20 protein-coding genes and 1 tRNA gene are annotated in these 21,847 nt (G+C 71.6%); 8 read left to right on the plus strand and 13 right to left on the minus strand.

Going from position 1 to position 21,847, the window contains the following annotated elements:
• Nucleotides 1-22 precede the first annotated feature (22 nt).
• On the plus strand, nt 23-2,941 hold the full coding sequence (locus E4V99_RS12060; RefSeq protein ID WP_135067529.1) for a UPF0182 family protein: 2,919 nt from the start codon (nt 23-25) through the stop codon (nt 2,939-2,941).
• A 69-nt stretch (nt 2,942-3,010) separates the two neighbouring features.
• Here E4V99_RS12060 and E4V99_RS12065 read toward each other — a convergent pair whose 3' ends face one another.
• Genes E4V99_RS12065 through idi form a run of 7 tightly spaced genes read right to left on the minus strand, consistent with a single transcriptional unit; the run spans nt 3,011 to nt 8,565 of the window.
• The gene (locus E4V99_RS12065; RefSeq protein ID WP_209305627.1) at nt 3,011-3,907 is read right to left on the minus strand and encodes a prenyltransferase; all 897 of its coding nucleotides are present in this window, start codon (nt 3,905-3,907) and stop codon (nt 3,011-3,013) included.
• A complete protein-coding gene (locus tag E4V99_RS12070; protein ID WP_135067527.1) occupies nt 3,904-4,212 on the minus strand; it encodes a lycopene cyclase domain-containing protein in 309 nt (102 codons plus the stop codon). The genes E4V99_RS12065 and E4V99_RS12070 overlap by 4 nt, the downstream gene beginning before the upstream one ends.
• The gene (locus tag E4V99_RS12075; protein ID WP_135117402.1) at nt 4,209-4,535 is read right to left on the minus strand and encodes a lycopene cyclase domain-containing protein; all 327 of its coding nucleotides are present in this window, start codon (nt 4,533-4,535) and stop codon (nt 4,209-4,211) included. The genes E4V99_RS12070 and E4V99_RS12075 overlap by 4 nt, the downstream gene beginning before the upstream one ends.
• 1 nt (nt 4,536) lies before the next feature.
• A complete protein-coding gene (crtI, locus tag E4V99_RS12080) occupies nt 4,537-6,087 on the minus strand; it encodes a phytoene desaturase family protein (RefSeq protein ID WP_135117403.1) in 1,551 nt (516 codons plus the stop codon).
• Nucleotides 6,084-6,953 (minus strand): squalene/phytoene synthase family protein, encoded by an 870-nt coding sequence (locus E4V99_RS12085; protein ID WP_135117404.1) that lies wholly within the window; start codon nt 6,951-6,953, stop codon nt 6,084-6,086. Before E4V99_RS12085 ends, crtI begins: the two co-directional genes overlap by 4 nt.
• Entirely contained in the window at nt 6,950-8,017 is a 1,068-nt protein-coding gene (locus E4V99_RS12090) for a polyprenyl synthetase family protein (RefSeq protein ID WP_135117405.1), read from the minus strand. Before E4V99_RS12090 ends, E4V99_RS12085 begins: the two co-directional genes overlap by 4 nt.
• Nucleotides 8,014-8,565: an isopentenyl-diphosphate Delta-isomerase gene (idi, locus tag E4V99_RS12095; RefSeq protein ID WP_135067518.1), complete on the minus strand. Its 552-nt coding sequence runs from the start codon at nt 8,563-8,565 to the stop codon at nt 8,014-8,016. Before idi ends, E4V99_RS12090 begins: the two co-directional genes overlap by 4 nt.
• Before the next feature lie 72 nt (nt 8,566-8,637).
• On the opposite strand from idi, the gene E4V99_RS12100 reads away from it, so the two are divergent.
• Nucleotides 8,638-9,108 carry a MarR family winged helix-turn-helix transcriptional regulator gene (locus E4V99_RS12100; protein WP_135067516.1) on the plus strand — a complete coding sequence of 157 codons (471 nt, stop codon included), beginning with the start codon at nt 8,638-8,640 and terminating at the stop codon, nt 9,106-9,108.
• 71 nt (nt 9,109-9,179) lie between these two features.
• Here the strand turns inward: E4V99_RS12100 and E4V99_RS12105 are convergent.
• Nucleotides 9,180-9,253: transfer RNA gene (locus tag E4V99_RS12105), tRNA-Met, on the minus strand.
• Between the two features lie 88 nt (nt 9,254-9,341).
• On the opposite strand from E4V99_RS12105, the gene E4V99_RS12110 reads away from it, so the two are divergent.
• Nucleotides 9,342-9,851, plus strand: a complete 510-nt coding sequence (locus tag E4V99_RS12110; protein ID WP_135117406.1) for a DUF6328 family protein — start codon at nt 9,342-9,344, stop codon at nt 9,849-9,851.
• Nucleotides 9,848-10,654 (plus strand): carbon-nitrogen hydrolase family protein, encoded by an 807-nt coding sequence (locus E4V99_RS12115; RefSeq protein WP_135117407.1) that lies wholly within the window; start codon nt 9,848-9,850, stop codon nt 10,652-10,654. Before E4V99_RS12110 ends, E4V99_RS12115 begins: the two co-directional genes overlap by 4 nt.
• A 9-nt stretch (nt 10,655-10,663) precedes the next feature.
• Here the strand turns inward: E4V99_RS12115 and E4V99_RS12120 are convergent, their stop codons facing one another.
• Entirely contained in the window at nt 10,664-11,866 is a 1,203-nt protein-coding gene (locus E4V99_RS12120; protein WP_135117408.1) for a pyridoxal phosphate-dependent aminotransferase, read from the minus strand.
• A gap of 98 nt (nt 11,867-11,964) precedes the next feature.
• Between E4V99_RS12120 and E4V99_RS12125 the strand changes: the two genes are divergently transcribed.
• Genes E4V99_RS12125 through E4V99_RS12135 form a run of 3 tightly spaced genes read left to right on the plus strand, consistent with a single transcriptional unit; the run spans nt 11,965 to nt 16,164 of the window.
• Entirely contained in the window at nt 11,965-13,419 is a 1,455-nt protein-coding gene (locus E4V99_RS12125; protein WP_135117409.1) for a trypsin-like peptidase domain-containing protein, read from the plus strand.
• 40 nt (nt 13,420-13,459) lie between these two features.
• On the plus strand, nt 13,460-14,704 hold the full coding sequence (locus E4V99_RS12130) for a CDP-glycerol glycerophosphotransferase family protein (RefSeq protein ID WP_135117410.1): 1,245 nt from the start codon (nt 13,460-13,462) through the stop codon (nt 14,702-14,704).
• The gene (locus E4V99_RS12135) at nt 14,701-16,164 is read left to right on the plus strand and encodes a CDP-glycerol glycerophosphotransferase family protein (protein WP_135117411.1); all 1,464 of its coding nucleotides are present in this window, start codon (nt 14,701-14,703) and stop codon (nt 16,162-16,164) included. The genes E4V99_RS12130 and E4V99_RS12135 overlap by 4 nt, the downstream gene beginning before the upstream one ends.
• Before the next feature lie 6 nt (nt 16,165-16,170).
• Here E4V99_RS12135 and E4V99_RS12140 read toward each other — a convergent pair whose 3' ends face one another.
• Nucleotides 16,171-17,265 carry a glycosyltransferase family 2 protein gene (locus E4V99_RS12140; protein WP_135117412.1) on the minus strand — a complete coding sequence of 365 codons (1,095 nt, stop codon included), beginning with the start codon at nt 17,263-17,265 and terminating at the stop codon, nt 16,171-16,173.
• Between the two features lie 43 nt (nt 17,266-17,308).
• On the opposite strand from E4V99_RS12140, the gene E4V99_RS12145 reads away from it, so the two are divergent.
• Entirely contained in the window at nt 17,309-18,583 is a 1,275-nt protein-coding gene (locus tag E4V99_RS12145) for a CDP-glycerol glycerophosphotransferase family protein (RefSeq protein WP_135117413.1), read from the plus strand.
• On the opposite strand, the gene E4V99_RS12150 is transcribed toward E4V99_RS12145, so the two are convergent.
• From E4V99_RS12150 to E4V99_RS12160, 3 genes are read right to left on the minus strand one after another with little or no spacing between them, the layout of a single operon-like run.
• Nucleotides 18,584-19,915 (minus strand): phosphotransferase, encoded by a 1,332-nt coding sequence (locus tag E4V99_RS12150; RefSeq protein ID WP_135117414.1) that lies wholly within the window; start codon nt 19,913-19,915, stop codon nt 18,584-18,586.
• Nucleotides 19,916-19,922: 7 nt separating this feature from the next.
• Nucleotides 19,923-20,939, minus strand: a complete 1,017-nt coding sequence (locus tag E4V99_RS12155) for a hypothetical protein (RefSeq protein WP_240742673.1) — start codon at nt 20,937-20,939, stop codon at nt 19,923-19,925.
• 43 nt (nt 20,940-20,982) lie between these two features.
• Nucleotides 20,983-21,675, minus strand: a complete 693-nt coding sequence (locus tag E4V99_RS12160) for a phosphocholine cytidylyltransferase family protein (RefSeq protein WP_135067495.1) — start codon at nt 21,673-21,675, stop codon at nt 20,983-20,985.
• Nucleotides 21,676-21,847 lie beyond the last annotated feature (172 nt).

The following is a 21,847-nucleotide window of genomic DNA, read 5'->3' on the forward strand; positions in this document are numbered from 1 at the left end:
GCCAGCCGCCTAGGATGGAGGGGTGACCACGACCTCGACACCGAAGCCGGCCACTCCCAACCGATCCCGCCGCATCATCGCGATCAGCCTCGCGATCATCGCGGCACTCGTGGTGGGTTTCTTCGTCTTCGCGAGCCTGTACGCCGACTGGCTGTGGTTCGCGCAGCTCGGGTTCAGCGGGGTGCTGACCACGCAGTGGATCGCCCGCGTGGTGATGTTCGTCGTCGGCTTCCTCGCCATGGCCGTGCCGGTGTGGGGCGCCATCCAGCTCGCGTACCGTCTGCGCCCGGTGTACGCGCGTCTGAGCTCGCAGCTGGACCGCTACCAGGAGGTCGTCGAGCCGCTGCGGCGCCTGGCGATGTGGGGCATCCCCATCTTCTTCGGCTTCTTCGCCGGATTCGCCGCATCTGCGCAGTGGGAGACCACGTGGCTGTGGTTCAACGGCGTGGCCACCGACGTCGTGGACCCGCAGTTCGGCATGGACACCGGGTTCTACCTGTTCGCCCTGCCCTTCTACGGCGCGGCGCTGGGATTCGCCTCCGCCGTGGTGCTCGTCTGCCTCCTGGTCACCGCACTCGTGTCGTACCTGTACGGGTCGGTGCGCGTGGGGCAGCGGGAGCTGCGGATCTCCAAGTCCGCCCGCATCCAGCTCGCCGTCCTCGCGGGCCTCTACGTGCTCCTGCAGGGCGCGAGCCTGTACCTCGACCGGTATCGCACGCTCGTCGAGGCCGGCGACCGCATCACCGGCCCCGGCTACACCGGCGTGAACGCCACCATCCCCGGGCAGACGATCCTCGCGATCATCGCGGTGCTCGTGGCGGTGCTCTTCTTCGTCACCGCCATCATCGGCCGCTGGCGCTACCCGCTCATCGCGACGGCCCTGCTGGTCGTCTCGGCCATCGTGCTGGGGGCCGGCTACCCGTGGGTGGTCAACACCTTCCAGGTGCGGCCGAACCAGCTGGCGCTGGAGAGCGAGTTCTATCAGCGCAACATCGACATGACCAAGCAGGCCTACGGCATCAACGAGCTGGAGAAGCAGAACTTCACCGCTGAGACGACCGCCGAGGCCGGGCAGCTCCGCGAGGATGCCGCCACGACGACGCAGATCCGCATCATGGACCCCGCGATCATCGGCCCCACGGTGCGCCAGCTCGAGCAGTACCGCGCCTACTACCAGTTCCCCGACGTCCTGGACGTCGACCGCTACGAGATCGACGGTCAGTCGCAGGACACCATCGTCGCGGTGCGCGAGCTCAACATGGAGCAGCTCTCCGACGCCGCCTCGTGGCAGAACACCACGCTCGTGTACACCCACGGCTACGGCCTGGTGGCCGCGGCCGGCAACGAGCGCACGACCGACGGCGACCCTGTGTTCCTCGAGCAGGCGATCCCCGCCAGCGGCTTCCTGACCGAGCGCGGCGACTTCCAGCCGCGCGTGTACTTCGGCGAGTACTCGCCCGAGTACTCGATCGTCGGGGCACCCGAGGGCACCGACCCCATCGAGCTGGACTACCCGATCGGCAGCGACGGCGACAGCGACACCCGCACGACGTTCGAGGGCGAGGGCGGTCCGAGCATCGGCAGCGTCTTCAACCGCCTCATCTACGCGCTGAAGTTCCAGTCCGAGCAGATCCTCTTCTCCGACTACGTCAACGAGGACTCCCAGATCCTGTACGACCGCGACCCGCGCGAGCGCGTGGCGAAGGTGGCGCCGTACCTCACGCTGGACAGCGACCCGTACCCGACGGTCGTGGACGGCCGGATCAAGTGGGTCATCGACGGCTACACCACGAGCGCGAACTACCCGTACTCCTCGGGGGTGAGCCTGTCGCAGGCCATCGCCGATTCGAACAACGTGGCGCCGCGCTACGCGCTGGATGAGATCAACTACATCCGCAACTCCGTCAAGGCCACCGTCGACGCGTACGACGGCAGTGTGACCCTGTACGCGTGGGACGACGAGGATCCGGTGCTGCAGTCGTGGCAGAACGTGTACCCGACGACGCTGAAGCCGTACAGCGAGATGTCGGCCGACCTCATGGCCCACGTGCGCTACCCGACCGACCTGTTCAAGGTGCAGCGGGCCATGCTCGGGGTGTACCACGTCGACGACGCGCGGTCGTTCTACCAGCGCGACAACGCGTGGGCGACGCCGGATGACCCGCAGGATGGCGACCGCCTCCAGCCGCCGTACTACCTGACGATGCAGATGCCCGGTCAGGAGGAGCCGTCGTACTCCATGTTCACGACGTTCATCCCGTCCTCCCAGGGGGCGAGCCGCAACGTGCTCACGGGCTACCTCGCCGTGGATTCCAGCGCCGGCTCCGAGGAGGGCGTCAAGGGCGAGGGATACGGGAAGCTGCGGATGCTCGTCATCGACTCCGCCACGACCGTCCCCGGACCCGGACAGGTGCAGAACACCTTCGACTCCGACACGGCGGTGTCCTCGCAGATCAACATCCTGCAGCAGGGTCAGTCCGAGGTGCTCAACGGGAACCTGCTGACCCTCCCGGTCGGCGGCGGGCTGCTGTATGTCCAGCCGGTGTTCGTGCAGTCCTCCGGTGGCACGCAGCTGCCGCAGCTGCGGCGCGTGCTGGTGGCCTTCGGCGACCAGATCGCGTTCGAGGAGACGCTCAGCGAAGCGCTCGACGTCCTCTTCGGCGGCGACTCCGGTGCCGACACCGGCGACGGCGAGGTCATCCCGACCGAGCCCGACCAGGCCCCGACCGAACCCGGTGAGGAGACCGGCGAGGAGCCGGAGACCCCCACGGTCCCGGTCGACGAGTACCAGGCCGCTCTCGAAGAGGCCCGCACGGCGCTCACCGAACGCCAGGCCGCACTGCAGGCCGGCGACTTCGCCGCCTTCGGCGAGGCCGACGCCCGCCTGACCGCCGCCGTCGAGCGTCTGCTCGCGCTCGAGGAGTCGCAGGGCGAGGAGTGAGGTCCGGCTGCTGCGGGTTCTGATCCGTCAGAACCTGCAGCAGCCCGATCAGGCCACGGCCGGCGTGGCTCAGGCGGTGGGACGGATCATCGACCACCAGATGAGCAGCAGGGTGGCTCCGAATCCGGCCAGCTGATTCACCCACAGGAAGCGGCGCCATCCGGTGGTCGCCCGCTCGGCGGTGTCGTCCGTCACCGTGCGGTAGGGCCACACGACGATGAGGTAGGGCAGCACGAGGAGTGCCGCCAGCGGCCCGGGCCATGTCGTCGGCAGCATCGTCAGACCCGCCAGCGCGTAGCACGCCAGCGCGAACCACACCGTCCACCGGGCGCCGCGTGCCGTGGCGATCGACGAGATGCCCGCGGCGCGGTCGGCGGCCACGTCCTGCACGGCCCCGAACGCGTGGGAGGCCACGCCCCACAGGGCGAACGCCACGATGATGGCCGCCAGCTGCCACGTCCAGGTCGCCCCCGCCAGCACGAGGCCGTATACGGCGGGGGAGAAGAAGTGGATGCTGCTGGTGACGGAGTCCGCGAAGGGCCGTTCCTTCAGCCGCAGCGGTGGCGCGGAGTAGAACACGACGAAGAACAGACTCGCCGCCAGGACGAGACAGGACAGCGGGTCTCCCAGCGCGACGAGGACTCCGAGGAAGGGCAGGCACGACACCGCCGCCGCCCACAGCGTGATCCGATGCATCCGGCGATCCAGCACCGCGCCGTGCGTGCCCCCCTTGCGGGGATTGCGCAGGTCGGACTCGTAGTCGAACACGTCGTTGATGCCGTACATCGCGAGGTTGTAGGGCACGAGGAAGAAGATCGTCCCCACGATCAGCGCCGCGTCGATGCGCTGGGTGGTCAACAGGTATGCAGCCGCGAAGGGGTAGGCGGTGTTGATCCAGCTCACCGGGCGGGAGGAGATCAGCAGCTCCCGGCTCACGCGGGCGGCCGACAGGGACCCCGCGCTCATGTCGCCGGTTCCGTCCGGCGCAGCAGCGCGAACACCGCCGGCACGCCGAACGCGGCGCACAGCGGATAGGCGAAGTCCTCCACCGGAGCGAGGCCGATGCGCAGCCCCGACAGGTGCTCGGGCGGATAGGTGAACAGATCCAGCGCGATCATGACGTTGTCGAACACCGCCGTCAGCGCCAGGAGCACCACCGCGGCCACGCCCGAGGCCGCCATGCGCGCCGCGAAGCGCGGACGCCGCGCCGACAGCGCCGTGACCACGGCGGTGACGAGAACGAACGGGAGGACCAGGAGGGGATAGGTCACCGCGGCACCTCCCGGCGGCTCAGTATCCGCTCGCCACCGGCCCACGCGACCAGGGCGAGATAGCAGAGGAACGCGAGGAAGACCGGCTCCTCCAGCGGCAGATGCGGCGCGAGGTCGACTCCCAGCAGCAGATCGCTGCCACCCTTGACGAACACTCCGGTGAGGATGCCGGCGGCATCCCACACGAGGAAGAAGAGCGTGCCGATGCCCACGGCAGCCAGAGTAGCCGCGGGTGCGCGGGGTCCGATCAGGCGCAGCCGCACGTCGAGGACGAGGATGCCGGCGGCGGACAGCACGATGGCGAGGAGATACGCTCCCGGCACGTCACACCGCCGCGCGCGCGGGCTCGGCGACCGGCCCCGGTGAGGCGTCGCCGCGGAGCCGCTTCAGGACGAGCTCGGCGGAGATGAGGCACATCGGCAGGCCGATGCCCGGCAGCGCGGACGTGCCCGCGTAGTAGAGGTCGCGCACGCGCCGGGACGCGTTGCGCGGGCGGAACACGGCGCTCTGGCGCAGCGTGTGCGCGAGTCCCAGGGCGTTGCCGCGCCACGAGTGCAGGTCGGCGGCGAAGTCGCCGGGCGCGATCGTGCGGCGTACGACGATGCGCTCGGCGAGATCGGGGATGTCGCACCACTGCGCGATCTGGCCGATGACCTCGTCGGCGGCGGCTTCGATCGCGGCGTCGCCGGCACCGTCCACGCCGCCGCGTCCGAGGCTCGGGTCGGCGGGCATCGGGACGAGCACGAACACGTTCTCGTACCCCTCCGGCGCCACGGTGTCATCGGTCGCGCTGGGTCGGCACACGTACAGCGACGCCGGCGAGGGGATGCGCGCATCCGGGCCGAAGATCGACTCGAAGTTCTCCCGCCACTTCGGGGCGAACAGCAGCGAGTGGTGGGCGAGCTGCGGCAGGCCCCCGCGCACCCCGAGCAGCACGAGCAGGGCGCCCGGACTCGGGGTGCGCCGCTCCCACCACTTCTCCGGATACGTGCGGTCCGAGGCCTGCGTCAGCAGCTGCGTCTCGGTGTGGTGTAGATCGGCGGTGGAGACCACCACGTCGGCCGGGACGATCTCGCCGCCGCGCAGCCGCACGCCGCGGGTCGCCCCGTCGGAGACGAGGATCTCCTCGACGGGGGCGCCGGTGCGCACGTCGGCTCCGCGCTCGCGGGCGAGCCGTGCGATCGCGGCGATCACCTCCGTGAAGCCCCCGCGCGGGTACAGGACGCCGTCGTTCATGTCCAGGTGGCTCATCAGGTGGTACAGGCTCGGCACGCCGTAGGGCGATCCGCCCAGGAACACCGCGGGGTACTCGAGGATCTGCCGCAGGCGCGTGTCGGTGAAGCGCGCCTCGACGTGGTCGGCCAGCGTGCGGGTGAGCAGCGGCAGCAGCCGCGGGAGACGGCGCAGCAGAGCGGGATCCCGCAGGCCTGCGGTCGTCGTGTACGGGTCGTAGAGGAAGCGCGTCACGGAGAGCTCGTACGCGTCGGCGGCGGACTCGAGGTAGGTGTCCAGCCGTGCACCGGCCCCCGGCTCGATCGACTCGAACAGGGCCGTGGCCTCCGCGCGGCCCGAGACCACATCCAGCGGGTCGGTGCCCTGCGGGCCGAACACGCGGTAGGCGGGCTTCAGCGGCACGAGGTCCAGCTGCTCGGCCGCGCTCGTGCCCAGCAGCGCGAAGAAGTGGTCGAACACCTCGGGCATGAGGTACCAGCTGGGGCCGGTGTCGAAGCGGAAGCCGTCGCGCTCCCACGACCCGGCCCGGCCGCCGACCTCGTTCAGCTCCTCGCAGACGGTGACGTCATGGCCTTCAGCGGCGAGCAGCGCCGCGGTGGCCAGGCCCGCGATGCCGCCGCCCACGATCACGGTGCGGGTCATCGGCGGACCTCCCTGGGCCGTGCCGTCGCGGCGGCCCGCAGTGCGAGGGCGGCCTTCACGGCGTCGGGGACGCGGACCCGCCCGGCGCCCTCCGGAGACCGGCGGAGGCGCCGCGACAGCTCGGCGAAGAGGTCGTGAGCGGTGCTCACCGCCCGGCGGCAATCGCTCGGCAGGCGAGGGATCACGGCGGCCGCCGCGGCGAGGTCGGCGTCGATGCGGTCGAGCACGGCGACGCGTCGCGCGCCGGCGGCCGCACCCGCGAGGTAGTCGCGCCCGAGCCTGCCGGCATCGTCGTCGAGGTCGCGCAGGAAGTTGACGTCCTGGAACGCCGCTCCCAGGCGCCGGGCGCCGTCCACGAGCTCGCCGGGTGCGGGGGAGGGGCGGGCGGAGCCGGCGTTGAGGAACACCTGCAGGCACATCAGGCCGACGACCTCCGCGGAGCCGTACACGTAGGCGTCGTGCGACCCCGCGTCGTGCGCCGTGGTGTCGATGTCGGTGCGCATCGACGCGAAGAAGGGCGCGACCAGGTCCGCTCCGATCCCGCACTCGCGGGCGGTGCGGGCGAAGGCATGGACGACGAGATTCGCGCTGAAGCCGCGCTCGATGGCCGCCAGGGTCTCCCGTTCGAGGCCGTCGAGCACCTCGCGCTCGCTCGCCGGGCTGAGACCCGCGTCGGCGGCGGGGCCGTCGACCACCTCGTCGGCCACCCGCACGAGCGCGTACACGTTGCGCACGTGCGGCCGCGGGCGGGAGCCGAGCAGGCGGCACGCCAGGGCGAACGACGTCGAGTAGCCGGCGATGACGGCGGCGGCGGCATCCTGCGCGGTGCGGTCGTAGAGGGCGAGACCGGTGGGGGCGTGGCTCACGGGACGCGCTCCCGGACGGCCTCGACGAGGTCGAGCAGCATCACGCGGCCCGCCTCGGGCAGGACGGAGCCGTCCACGAGTCCGCACGCCTCGTCGAGGGTCTCGCCGACGAGGAGCTCCATGCGCTGTCGCGCACCGGATGCCGCGAGGGCTCGCTGCGCGGCGCGGACGGCCACGGGGCCGGTGTGGGCCTGGGCCAGCGCATCGCTGACCTGCGGCCACTGCTCGCTCTCGCGGGCCAGCGCGATCAGCGGTGTGCGCTTGGCCTCGCGGAGGTCGCCGCCGGCGGCCTTGCCGGCGAGCTCGGCCGGCCCGAAGGCGCCGATGAGGTCGTCCACGAGCTGGTAGGCCAGACCCAGGCGGTGACCGAAGGAGCGGAGGGCGAGGCGGACTTCCGGCCGCGCGCCGGCCAGGACGGCACCGGCCTCCAGTGGGGCCGAGAACGAATAGACCGCCGTCTTGTTGGCGGTGGCCAGCAGGATGGCCTCGGCGGCGACGACGGAGTCCGAGACGACGGCGTTCTCCACGTCGGCGAGCTCCCCGACGGCCGAGATGACCACGGCGTCCTCCAGCAGGGCCAGGAGATCGGCTCGAACGTCGGGGGCGACGTCGGCGAGGGCGACGAGGCGGACGGCCTCGTACAGGAGGAGATCGCCGGCCAGGATGCCGGCGGCGTCACCGAGCAGCGCGGCCCCCGACGCATCCGCCCCTCGCACGCGCGCGCGCTCGCGGAACTCGCCGCCGATGTTCAGCACGCCGCGACGGTGCGTGTCGTGGTCGATGACGTCGTCGTGGACGACGAACGCGGAGTGCAGCAGCTCGAACGCCGCCGCCACGGAGTACACCGCCGACGGATCGCGACGAGCACCCAGGGTCTCGTACGCGGCCACCACGAGCGTCGGGCGGAAGCGCTTGCCCCCGCCGGCGGCGCGCTGGATGGCAGCGCCCAGCGCGTCTGCCGAGCCGTTCATCGGCGTCATACGGGTCCGCAGACGCTGCAGCGCCGCATCGATGGCCGTGTCGATCGCCTCACGCGTGGCCGGGGCCGAGGCGAGGGTGATCATGAGGCGCGGCGCCGTTCACGTGGCGCACCGAACAGGCGCAGCTGCTCGGCCTGCAGCACCAGCCACGGGCTGAAGGCCCACGGCGTGGCACTCAGAGCGGTGGCCAGATCGGCGGGGTCGACCCATTCGGCATCGACGACCTCGAGCGGGTTGAGTTCGGGGTCGTCCGTCGTACGCGCGGTGTACACCGGGCAGATCTCGTGCTCGACGATGCCGTTCGCGTCGGTCGCCCGGTAGCGGAAGAGCGGGAGGGCGAGTTCGATGTCGTCCAGCGTCAGCCCCAGTTCATGCGACGCCCGCCGCCGGACCGCGGAGATCACGGGCTCAGCAGGACGGGGGTGTCCGCAGAACGAGTTGCTCCACACTCCCGGCCATGCGGTCTTGCCCAGGGCCCGGCGGGTCACGAGAACCTGCCCCGCGTCGTTGACCACATGACAGGAGAATGCCAGATGAAGGGCGGTATCCGTACCGTGCACGCTGCTCTTGGGCGCCGTTCCGATCTCGCGGCCGTCATCATCGAGAAGGACGACGTACTCGGTCTCGATCATTAGCGCCTCCTATTTGCTAGTTTAGCTAGCGATTGTGGTCGACTATACATAGGTGAGGGAGGAGGTGTCCACATGTCATACGCCGCTTCGGCCCCCGGCACAAGACGGGAGTCGATCACCGAGACGCTGTTCGCCGTTCGTGCGTTCAGCGACGCCATGGACCGCATGCACAGCGGCATGAAGGGCGACATGGACATGAACAACACCGACCTGGCCGCCCTCCGGATGCTGATCGTCCGGGAGCAGCGCGGGGAGACGGTGAGTCCGCACGACGTCGCGCGCCATCTGCGCATCTCGACGGCGTCCACCACGAAGCTGCTCGATCGGCTGTCGGCGACGGGGCACCTCGAGCGTCGTCCGCATCCGCACGACCGGCGTGCGCGCGTGGTGGTGCTGACCGACCGCACGAGGCGCGAGTTCTTCACGCATTTCGGAGCGCACCTGGCCTCGATGACCGCCGTCGCGGAGGAGTACACCGACGAGGAGCTCGGCGTGATCGCCCGGTTCCTGGGCGAACTGGCCGAGGCGGTCGACCCGCGCTGAGCCGCGTCGGCGGTGGGATCATCCTGGAACGAGAAAAGGCGCCCCGTGCGGGGCGCCTTTTCTCTTTTTCGTTGCGGGGACAGGATTTGAACCTGCGACCTCTGGGTTATGAGCCCAGCGAGCTACCGAACTGCTCCACCCCGCGGCACGAGATTCAGCTTAGCACGCCCCGACGACCACTTCACGCCAGCCAGGGGGTTGCCATCATCCGGGCGCCTCGCCATGATGCCCGAATGCACACCGACCCGGCGCAGCCGTGTGACGACACCTCCGACGGTCGTGACGAGACGGCCGCCGAGCGCGCCGACCGCAATTGGAACGAGGTGCTGCAGGAGCTGCGCGTCCTGCAGACGGGCACGCAGATCCTGACGGGGTTCCTGCTGGCCCTCGCCTTCCAGCCCGCCTTCGCCGACCTGGACGACGGGCAGCGCGCGTTCTACCTGGCGCTCGTGGTCATCTCGGCGGTCAGCGCCATCGTCGCCCTCGCCCCCGTCGCGCTGCATCGCGTGCTCTTCCGCCAGCGCGCGAAGGGTTCCGTCGTGCGGTACGGCCACGTGGCGCTGCTGTCGGCGCTGCTGACGGTGTCGCTCCTGCTGGCCGGCGTCGTGGCGTTCGTCTTCGACGTGGTGGTGGGGTGGCCCCTCGCCGCGGTGGCTGCGGGTTCGCTGGCGGGGCTCATCCTCGTACTGTGGGTGGTGATGCCCGTGACCATCCGCGTCCGGCACACGGGAGGAGACGCATGAGTGCAGATTCGATCGGCCTCGCCGTCGCACAGTTCGCCCCCGCCGCATCCGTCGCGTCGAACCTGGAGGCCATCGGCACCCTCGCGGGGCGTGCGGCCGCGCGCGGGGCGCGTGTGGTGCTCTTCCCCGAGTACTCCAGCTACTTCATCGATCCCTTCGACGCCTCCCTCGCCGACAACGCCGAGAGCGTGGACGGACCGTTCGTCTCGGCCCTCGTCGGGCTGGCCCGGACCCACGGCCTCACCATCGCGGCCGGGCTCCTGGAGCGGGCGGATGACGGCGCACGTGTGCGCAACACCGTCGTGGCCGTCGACGGCACCGGCGTGCTGGCCACCTACCGCAAACTGCACCTGTACGACGCGTTCGGGCAACGGGAATCGGACTGGGTGCAGCCGGGGGAGATCACCGACCCGGAGACGTTCGTGGTGGACGGGATGAGGTTCGCCCTCATGACCTGCTACGACCTGCGATTCCCCGAGGTCTCCCGCGTACTCGCCGACGCCGGCGCCGACGTGGTGCTCACGGCCGCCGATTGGGTGCGCGGGCCGCTGAAGGAGCATCACTGGCGCACGCTCCTGCAGGCGCGGGCGATCGAGAACACCTTCTTCGTGGCCGCCGCCGATCACCCGCCGCCGCTCGGGGTGGGCAACTCCCTCGTGGTCGACCCGCAGGGCGTCGTGATCGCCGGCGTGGGGACGGGCACGGATGTCGCCGTCGCGCATCTCGACCGCGACGCGATCGGGCGCGTGCGCCGTGTCAATCCAGCGCTGAAGCTGCGGCGGTTCCGCGTCGTGCCGGCCTGACGCTCGCCGTCACGCGCGCAGCGCCGCCAGCCGGGATGCGGCGTCCTGGAGCACCTCCACGCGCTTGCACGCCGCGAAGCGCACGAGCGTGCGGTAGCGGTCGCGATGCGGCGCGGTGGCGAAAGCCGGCAGCGGGACGGCCACCACGCCCGCCCGTTCCGGCAGCGTGCGACAGAACTCCGCCGCATCCGCTGCTCCCACGGGCTCGGCGTCGGCCACCGTGAAGTACGACCCGGCGGGCTCGGCCACGCCGAAACCCGCCGCGCGCAGTCCGTCTCCCAGCAGATCCCGCTTGGCGCGCAGGGACTGCGCGATGCCCCGGAAGAAGTCGTCCGACAGGCGCAGCCCCGTGGCGATGGCGGGCTGGAAGGGACTGCCGTTGACGTAGGTCAGGAACTGCTTGACCGCCAGCACCGCGGACACCAGCGGGGCGGGACCGGTGACCCATCCGATCTTCCAGCCCGTGACGGAGAACGTCTTGCCCGCCGAAGAGATCGACACCGTCCGCTCCCACGCGCCCGGAAGCGTCGCGATGGGCACGTGCGGGCCGGAGAAGACGAGATGCTCGTACACCTCGTCGGTCACGATCACGGCGTCGTGGCGCTCGGCGAGTTCGACGATGCGCTCGAGGACCTCGCGCGAGAAGACCGATCCGGTGGGGTTGTGCGGATCGTTGACCAGGATGACGCGCGTGCGATCGGTCACCGCCGCCGCGAGTTCGTCGAGGTCGGGCTGGAAATCCGGCCACCGCAAGGGCACCGGGACCAGCCGGGCGCCCGCGAGGGCGACGCACGCGGCGTAGGAGTCATAGAACGGCTCGAAGACCACGACCTCGTCGCCGGGGCCGTCCACGAGGCCGAGGAGCGTGGCCGCGAGCGCCTCGGTCGCGCCGGCGGTGACGAGCACGTCGCGCTCGGGGTCGGGGCGCAGGCCGTAGAACCGCTGCTGGTGCTCCGCGATCGCGAGGCGCAGATCCGGGAAGCCGCGCCCCGGAGGGTACTGATTGATGCCCCGGGCGATCGCCTCGCGGGCGGCCTCGAGGATCTGGGCGGGACCGTCCTCGTCGGGGAAGCCCTGTCCCAGGTTGATTGCCCCGGTTTGCGCCGCCAGTGCGCTCATCTCGGCGAAGATGGTGGGGACGGTCGTTCCGTCCGGTGCCCGCAGGCCGGCGCCTTCGGCGGCTCGCCGCCAGGCGCCCGGAATCTCTCGCATCCGCCTCACGCTAGTCGCATAGTCTGATCCCGGTCGCGGCATAGGAAAACCACAGCAACCGGAGCCACGCTGAAAGTGCTTGGCAGAAGGAGCATCCCATGAGCGAGAACCAGGGCAACCGTCCCGAAGAGAACGTCCCGGCTGCACCGCCGCACCCGGGCCCCGTCCCGCCGCAGGCCGCCCCGCAGGCACCGGCCGGATGGACCGCGCCCACGGCGCAGAACCCCCAGGGTCCCTACGCCCGTCCCCCGCAGGCTTACGGCGCGCCGCAGCCCCCCTACGCGGGCCGGCCCGCCGCTCAGACCACCCAGCCCACCACGCCGCTGTCCCCGGACGCGCCGGAGGAGCCGCGGAAGAAGTCCGGCGCGGGCAAGGTCGTCGGGCTCATCGTGGCGGCGGCCCTCGTCGGCGGCGCGGCAGGTCTCGGCGGCGGCTACGCGGGCGCTGCCCTGTGGGGCGGGGAGTCCGAATCGACGCCCGTCGCCGGACCCGAGTCCATCACGATCAACGACCCCGACGACGCCACCTTGACCACCGCCATCGCGGCGAAGGTCGTCCCGAGCGTCGTGACCATCAGCGCGACCAGCGGTGACGGCGGCGGCACCGGCTCCGGCGTCATCCTGGACGACGAGGGTCACGTCGTCACCAACACGCACGTCGTGACCCTCGACGGGCAGTCCGCCGACCCGGTCATCACCGCCACGACGTCCGATGGCCGCGTGTACGACGCCGAGATCGTCGGAGTGGACCCGATCTACGACCTCGCCGTCATCCAGCTGCAGGACGCCGAGGGCCTCACGCCGATCGAGTTCGCCGACTCCGACAAGCTCAACGTCGGCGACGTGGCCGTCGCGGTGGGCGCGCCCCTGGGGTTGTCGAACACCGTGACCACCGGAATCATCAGCGCCCTCGAGCGTTCCATCTCGGTCGCCTCGGCCGCCGTGCCCGACGACGCGGAGAGCGAAGACGGCGGGGAGCCCGCGCCCGGCCAGGAAGGCCCGTTCTTCTTCGACTTCGGGCAGGGCCAGCAGCAGACCGGGTCGAACGAGACCATCAGCATCGCCGTCATCCAGACCGACGCGGCCATCAACCCCGGCAACTCCGGTGGCGCGCTCGTGGACTCCGAGGGACGCCTCATCGGCATCAACGTCGCGATCGCCTCGGCCGGCGGCGCGTCCGGCCAGGCCGGCAACATCGGGGTCGGCTTCGCGATCCCGTCCGACATCGCCGAGCGCGTCGCCGACGAGATCATCGAGACCGGCTCGGCCACGCACGGCCTGCTGGGCGCCACTGTTCAGCCCGCCTCGGCAGTGGAGGGCACCGAGATCGCCGGTGCCTACATCGCGGAGGTGACCCCCGGCGGCGCCGCCGACGAGGCGGGGCTGCAGGAGGGTGACATCGTCACGGCCGTGGACGGCAAGCCCATCACGACGTCGATCGACCTCACGGCGCAGGTGCGTGCCCTCGCCGCCGGAGCCGACGCGACCCTCACGTACGTGCGCGACGGGGAGACCCGCACCGCCGACGTGACACTGGGAGAGCTCGGCGCGTAAGCGCAACGGAACGGACGCCACCCCGCGATAGGCTCGCGGGGTGGCGTCCTTCTCGTTCGGCGCGGGGAATGCGCGGAAGCTCCTCAGCATCCCGCTGTACGCCGCCGGAGGGCTCCTCACCCGGCTCATCCCGCGCTCGCGCGACCAGTGGGTCTTCGGATGCGCCGTGGGCATCGCCGACGGCGCGCTCGCGCTGTGGGAGGAGGCCACCGCCCGTGGTGAACGGGCGGTGTGGCTCACCGGGACCGCGGACGAGGCGCGCGAGGCCGAGCGCCGCGGTATCCCGCACGTGCGCAAGACGGGTCTGCGCGGCTTCTGGCGCACCGCCCGCGCGCGCGTCGTGGTCGTCACGCACGGTTTCGGCGACGTCAACCGCTATGCGGTGGCCGGCGCGGTTCTCGTCCAGTTGTGGCACGGCATCCCGCTCAAGCGCATCGGCCTGGATTCGGCCGAGACGCTGCGCAGCGGCATCCTGCCCGACTCCCGGATCGTGCGCGGGATGCTGCGGCGGATGTATGCCGGAGCCACGCGGCGCATCCGCGTCCTGCCCGCCGCGTCCCACCTCGTGCGGGGGCGCCTGGAGTCGGCGTTCGGCCTCCCCGCCGAGCGCGTCCCGGTCACCGGGGAGCCGCGCGTGGACGTGCTGTCGCGGGGCACGGCGGACGAACGCCGTCGCCGCGCGCGCGCCGCGATCGACCGGGTCGCCGGTCCGCTCCCCGACGACACGCGCGTGGTGCTGTACGCGCCCACGTGGCGCGACGGCGCGCCCGATCCCGCCGTTCCCTCCCCGGAGGAATGGCGCACGCTTCTCGAGGTGCTCGAACGCAGCGACGCCGTGCTGCTGGTGCGCTCGCACCCCCTGGGTGCGGGGGAGTACCGCCCGCCGGTGGGAACGGACCGCGTGCGGAGCCTCGGGTCCGACCTCGTCGCCGACGTGACACCGCTGCTTCCGGGAATGGACGTGCTCATCACCGACTACTCCTCACTCGCCTTCGACGCGGGCCTCGTGCCGCTGCCGGTGGTGTTCCTGGCCCCCGATCTGGCGGAGTACCGCGCCCGTCGCGGCATGTACGGCCGTTACACGGACGTCGCGGGAGAGGACTGGGCGGCGTCGTGGACGCAGGCCTGCGCGCAACTGGAGGCCGTGCTGCGCGATCCCGACGAGCGCACGGCCCGCTCGTTCGCTCTGAGCGAACACATGCACGCCTACCGTGACGGGCGCAACACCGAACGGGTGTACCGCGCCATCCGCGCCGCTCTCGGCGCGCCGAGAGGAGTCTCATGACCGATGTGCGTTTCCTCGTCCGCGACGACGGAGTCGCGACGCTGGAGCTTTCCGGCACCGGGCCGCGCCCGCACGCCGTGGCTCTCGTGGGCCGCCGCGCGCGCGCCGAGGGCCGGATGAGTGGACGGGGGCGCACGTGGCGCGCGAGCATCGCGCTGCAGGCCGCACGATGGGGCGGCCCCGAGCTGCCCCTGCCCACCGGCGATTATTCGCTCGTGATCGAGCCGGGCGAGGCGACCGACACGGGCTTGCCGGCCGACGCCGTGCCGGTCACCCTCCTGCGGACGCTGCGGGCGTCGTGGGACGGCGAGCACGTGCGGATCGGTCCGCCGGTGAATCCGGCGTACGACTCCGGCGAAGGACAGGAGGCGCTCGAGCGCCGCTACGCCGCCGGGGGAGGGGACTTGGAGAACGCGGTGTTCTTCGAGAGCTTCTACGGGCGCAACGCCGGCTGCAATCCGCTCGCGATCGATCGCGAGCTCGCTCGCCGCGCTCCCGCCGTCACGCGGTACTGGAGCGTCGTGGATCTCTCCGTGCACGTGCCCGACGGTGCCGTGCCGGTCGTGGAGGGCACGCCGGAATGGTGGCGCGCACGCGGCGCGTCGCGCCTGCTCGTCATCAACGACTGGATGCGGCGGCGATTCGCGCGGCGCCCCGGGCAGGTCGTGCTGCAGACGTGGCACGGCACGCCGGTCAAGCGGCTCGCCCTGCACCGGCCCGGGTTCGATCCGCGCCGCGCGCTCGCGGTTCTCCGGGAGTCGCGCCGCTGGGACGTGCTGCTCGCTCAGAATCCGTACGCCGCGGGCATTCTGCGCAAGGCGTACGCCTTCTTCCGGCGGCCGATCTGGGTCGAGGGGTATCCCCGCAACGACGTCCTGGTCACCGACGACGGCGCGGCCACGCGCCGCGCGCTGGGGATCGCCCCGGATGCGCGCGTCCTGCTGTACGCGCCCACGTGGCGTGACGACCGGGAGGAGATCGTCGATTTCCTCGACCCCGCGGCTCTGGCCGAGCAGGCCGGCGCCGTGGTGCTCGTGCGCGGGCACTCGCGCACGCTGCAGCCCGGGCGCGACGCCGTGGGCGCGCAGGTGATCGACGTCACCGGCTTCCCCGACACCTCGCTGCTGCTGACGGCCGTCGACGCGCTCATCACCGACTACTCCTCCGTGATGTTCGACTTCTCGGTCACGGGCAAGCCGATGTACTTCCTCGTGCCCGACATGGAGCACTACCGGGGAGAACTGCGCGGGTTCTACTTCACCCTCGAAGACGCCGTCCCCGGCCCGGTCGTCCGGACGCAGGCCGACCTCGTGTCCGCCCTGCGCGACGGCGACCCCGCCGACTACGCCGACCGGTATGAGAGGTGGCGGCGCACGTTCAACGCGCGCGACGACGGATCGGCCGCCGAGCGCGTGGTGGCGCGGATCCTGGATCAGGGGTTCGTGCGCGGCCCGGAGTAGCCGGGATCAGGGAAGCGGGGTGTTCCGGTCGCCCAGCCGTGAGGTGTCGACTGTGTCGTGCGCGCCCCGCAGCAGGCCCGCCAGAAAACCGGCTCCCCACGACAGGTGCATCGTGGGCAGCACCGCAAGCGTCCACAGCTTGTCGCGCCAGCCCTTCCCGCCGCCGGGACCGGCGGCGACCGCCCCGATCAGTGCCGCGTACACGGCCACCGGCAGATGCACGATCGAGGCGATGAGCGTCCAGACACCGCTGATCACGCGCGTGACCTGGAGCAGGCCCACGGCGATGCTCACGCCCACGGCGACCACGAGTGCGGGGGGAGCGAAGAAGCGCAGCGAGTTGCCCCGCCCGTACCGCCGGACCAGCTCGCCGCGCCATGCGCCGGTCGCACGGAACTGCCGCACCAGGCGCGTCCAGCTCTCCCGCGGCCAGTACACGACGGACAGCTCGGGATCGAACCACACCCGGTATCCGGCGCGGCGGATCCGCAGGTTCAGCTCCCAGTCCTCGCCGCGGCGGATGGATTCGTCGAACAGGCCGACTTCCTCCAGGACTGCGCGTCGCATGACCCCGAGGTACGCCGATTCGGCCGGGCCCTCCACCGTCCCGCCGTGGTACGCGCCCCCGCCCAGGCCGATGGGCGAGTTGTAGGCGCGCGCGACCGCGCGCTGGAAGGGGGTCCGCCCTTCGGCGTGCATGACGCCGCCGACGTTGGCCGCCCGCACGCGCGCGAGGGTGGCGAGGGCACGGCGGGTGTAGTCGGGCGAGATCTCCGAGTGGGCGTCCACGCGCACGATCGTGGGATAGCGACCGGCGCGGATGGCGCGGTTCAAGCCCACCGGGATATCGGCGGCGGGGTTGTCCACGAGCAGGATGCGGGGGTCCTCCGCGGCGAGGTCGCGCGCGATGCGGTCCGTGCCGTCGGAGGACGGGCCCAGGGCCAGGACGAGCTCGACCGGGCCGGGGACGTCCTGGGCCAGCACGGTCTCGACGGCGCGACGCAGGTACCGCTCCTCGTTGAGGACCGGCATGACGAAGGTGACGCCGGATCCCTCCTCGGGCACGGGGGCGTCCCGGCGTCCGGGCGCGGCGACATGCATCCGACGATCATGTCATGGCGGGGCCGGTGGGTACGCTGGAAGGATGCGATTGATCGGCGACGCCAAGCTCGCGTGGGGCCTGTTCCGCAAGGGCTTGTCCAACCGCGCCGCCGTGAAAGCCGTGCGCGGCGCGATCCAGTCGCAGCCGCCGCATCCGCCCCAGCATTACCGCGTGGCGGTGTACTTCGCCGATGGCGCGGTGAACATGTACCAGATGCGGCAGTGGTACAAACCGCTCGCCGCTCTCGCGCACCGGTGGCCCGTGGTCGTGCTCGCCCGGTCGGCGTTCGGCACGCGGGCGCTGCTGGCCGACGGCGCCCTGCCGGTGGCCTACGTGCCCTCGGTGCGCGACCTGGAGCAGTTCGTGGCGGGGCAGGACATCCGGGTCGTGCTCTACGTGAACCAGAACACCCGCAACTTCCAGATGTTCCGGTACGGCCGTCGCTGGCACGTGTTCATCAACCACGGCGAGTCCGACAAGATGTACATGACGACCAACCAGTTCAAGGCGTACGACTATGCGTTCGTCGCCGGCGACGCCGCACGCGATCGCCTGGCGCGGGTGCTGTGGGACTACGACCTCGACGCGCGCACGTTCTCGATCGGCCGTCCGCAGGCCGATCACTACTCCGGCGTCCTGCCCTATTCGCCCGATGACCGCACGGTCGTGCTGTACGCGCCGACGTGGGAGGGCGACCGCCCCTCGGCGCACTACGGATCGATCCGCACCCACGGCGAGGCGCTCGTCTCCGCGCTGCTGGCCGGCGGGCGCCACCGCGTCATCTACCGTCCGCACCCCCGCTCGGGGGTCGTGGATCCGGAGTACGGCCGGGCGAACCAGCGCATCATCGCCGCCCTCGCCGCGGCGAACGCGGCCGATCCGGCAGCCCAGCACGTGTACGACGACGGCCCGCAGCTGGGCTGGCAGTTGGCTGCGGCCGACCTCGCTGTCGTGGACATCTCGGCGATGGTCTACGACCGTCTCGCCGCCGACAAGCCCCTTCTGATCACGCGCCCCACCGACCCGGAGGCGATCGTGGACACCCACGGCTACCTCTCCGCCTGCGAGTGGCTGGATGCGGCGGAGGCGCCTGACATCATCGCGCGGGCCGAGCGCGTGCTCCGCGACCCGGAATCGGTCGCTCGTCTTCAGCACTGGGTCCGGTACTACTTCGGCGACACCACGCCGGGGGCGGCGTCGGCGCGGTTCGAAGCGGCGGTGGAGACGCTCATGGAGCGGTGGGAGCACTGGCACTCGCGCCCCGGGGCCCAGGACGACATCCGCGACGGCGACGAAGAAGCCGACGTCGACGACTGATCAGCCGGCGGCGATCCGTTCCACCGCGGCCAGCGGTATGCGCACCCAGTCGGGGCGGTTCCTGGCTTCGTACACCGTCTCGTAGAGCGCCTTGTCGACCTCGAACGCGCTCAGCACGCGCGGGTCCGCCGTCTCGGCCGCGCCGGATGCGGCGTACCCGCGCAGGAACGCCGCGCGCGTCGTGGCGGCCCAGGCGTGCGGGTCGCCCGCGGATCCTGCCGGCACGGAGTCGGCGGCGTAGGCGAAGGAGCGGAGCATGCCGGCGACGTCGCGCACCGCGAAATCCGGTGCGTGCCGCTCGGACATGGGTCGCAGCGGTTCGCCTTCGAAATCCAGCAGCACCCATCCGCGCCCCGGCACGTCGATGACCTGGCCGAGGTGCAGATCGCCGTGCACCCGTTGCAGCCGCGGCCACGGCGCGGCGAGGGCGCGCGCGAAGGTGGCCTCGACCGCCGGGACGGAGGCCTCGAGCTCAGGGACGGCCTCCAGCGCGGCGTGGAGCCGCGCCCGCCAGCGTGCGGCCGTCGTGTCCAGGTCTGCAGCGGTGGCGGGGCGGGTGGGGAACAGTCGGGCCAGGGCGGCGTGGGTCTCCGCGACCGCCACGCCGAGCCGCTCGGCCGGTCCGGAGAAGTCGGCGCCCTGTTCGGCAGCCCGCAGCGCCACGCGCCACGCGTCCTGCACGCCCGGGAAGAACTCCTGGGCGAAGGCGAGGGACCCGGCCACCAGGTGGCCTTCGTCGCCGGGTGCGCGCCACATGGCCGACACCGCACCGACCACCGGCGGCACCGAGCGGGCGCCGGCTTCGGAGAGAGCGGATTGCAGCTCGATGTCGGGGTTGAGCCCGGCGTGCACCTGCCGGAAGACCTTGCAGATCACCGGGTGCGCGCGGCCGGCGCCGCGGAAGATGAGGGAGGTGTTGGATTGCTCGCCCTCGAGCACGGTGGCCGGGAGCGGATGGTGCGACCCGCGGACATGCCGCGGCGATGGCTCCCCGTACAGCGGTCCGTCCGCGCCGCCGAAGCGTCCACCGCGCGTGACCAGTGCGTAGAGGACGGCGTGGAAGGCGGCGTCGGCGGTACCGTCCACGAGCACCGCGCCGTGAGGGCGCCCGATCTCCGCGGGGGAGGCCTCGGATCGCCACACCACCGGAATCTGGTAGAGCGAGGGGCGTCCTCCGCTGCTGTCGCACACCAGCAGCACCTGCACCCGCGCGTCCGGGGAGCCGCCGAGGTCCCACTCCGCGACCAGTCGCAGATCCGGCGCCGCGCCCTTGTTGGCGTACCACCGCTGGCGGGGCATCCATTCGCCCAGGCACGTCAGTGTGCTGTCCATGGCGGAGCTATCGTTCGCCGCCGTCGGGGGAGTCGTCGATCCCTGCGGGGCCCTCGACGGGCGCATCATCCGCGTCCGCAGTGCTGCGGGAGGTGCGTCCGGGCAGCGCGCGACGTGCGGCCCCGCCGGCGCGGCGCGTGGCGCCGCCCACCGACCGGCCCGCCGAGGCGATGCCTCTGGCCGCACTGCCGGCCACGCCCGCGACTGCCCCGCCGACCCGCTGGGCACCGACGACCGCGGCGGCTTCGGCGCGCCTCGCCCCGGGGCGAGGCTCCAGTTCGGCCGGCCACTGGACCGGCGGCGCACCGAAGGCGCGACGGGACCCGACGAGCACCCGCCGCCCGAGGATGTTGTTGCCCGCACCGCCCACGGCCGCGCCGACCCCGAAAGGCAGGGCCTTGCCCACCCAGGAGGCGCCTGCGCGCGCGGCGAACTGCCGCACGAACACGGACTTGAGCCGGTCGACGACGGGGCCGACCGCAGCCCGAGGGAGCGTCTTGGTGACCATCTCGCCCCAGTACCCCGCGCGTGAGGTCCCGCGGCCGGTGACTTCGCCGGCGAACTGGGCGAGGAGATCGACGCCCTCCTTGCCGAGCATCATCGTGAGCACGAGGGCGCGGGCGCGATCAGGATCGGACACGGCGATGCCGTGCACCTCGGCGACCGACTGGGCGAACAGCGTCGTGGCTTCGACGAACCCCACCGTCTCCGCGCCGCTGAGGGCGAGGGTGACGCCTGTGCCCACTCCCGGGACGACGGCCGTGGCGCCCACTGCAGCGCCGCCCGCGGTCACTCCGGCGAGGTAGCGACGCTCGAGGATCCGCACCAGCTCGGCGGGGGTGGCGCTCGGATGACGCAACCGGATGCTCCGCAGGTGCGCGAGCACGACGGGCCGCTGGATGGCCAGCACGCGGTCGAGCGCGCGGATGGTGCGGGGGTGCTCGTCGGAGCCGACGGGCGGGAGCCCGCCCGACCACGGCGCGTCCTGCGGGAGCGAGTGGATGCGGTGCACCTTCTCGCTCATCCGGGCGATCCGATCGACGTCGTGGCGGGAGTGCTCAGGGCGCTCAGACGAAGAGGTTCGCGCGCTCGAGGTCTTCGGCGAAGTCCACCTCGACGGCGTAGAGGTCGGAGATGTCCATCGGCTCCAGTCGCAGGCCGTCTTCGGCGATGGCCAGTTCCAGGCCGCGCTCGAAGTAGTCCTGGTCACCCACGCGGGCGAGCTGACGCTGGAACGACTTCTTGTCGCGTCCGGAGATGAAGTTGATGCCCACGGCTTCGCCGATGCCGCCGACGACGGTCTTCGACAGCTCCTTGATGAAGCCGTCGGGGCCGACGGTGTACTTGACCTCTTCGTCGCTGACCTTGGCCGTGTTGACGGTCACGAAGGACTGGTCGCGCTCGATCAGGGGCAGCGCCCGCCCGAGGATGCGGGGGTCGAAGACGACGTCGCCGTTCATCCACAGCACCCCGCCCTTGCCGGTCTGGGCGAGGGCGCGCAGAAGGCTCTTGGACGTGTTGGTCTGGTCGTAGCGCTCGTTGTAGACGTAGTCCGCCTCGGGGAACGCGTCGACGATGGTCTCGGCGCGGTAACCCACGACGGTGAGGATGCGGGCGCCGGGGCCGAAGGCCGCGTGGATGTTGTCGTGCTGCTGCTGCATGATGCTGCGGCCGTCACCCAGCTCGGTGAGGGGCTTGGGGAGGCTTCGGCCCAGCCGCGAACCGAGGCCGGCGGCGAGGATGACGATCTGAGGGGACACTGTTGCTCCTGGGGTTGGTTCATGTCCGGTTAACCGGAATGCCACTCCGTTGTGCGCCCCTCATGGTAGCGAGGAAGCCTGAAGAGAGACATCATAACCGCGACCCGTTGCCGATTCGTGATGCATGGTGTAGTCCCGGGTCTCAGGTAACACCAGGCCTCTCTGTCGGTTC

The sequence above is a fragment of the Microbacterium sp. dk485 genome, assembly GCF_004570445.1.
Taxonomy (GTDB): Bacteria; Actinomycetota; Actinomycetes; order Actinomycetales; family Microbacteriaceae; genus Microbacterium; species Microbacterium wangchenii.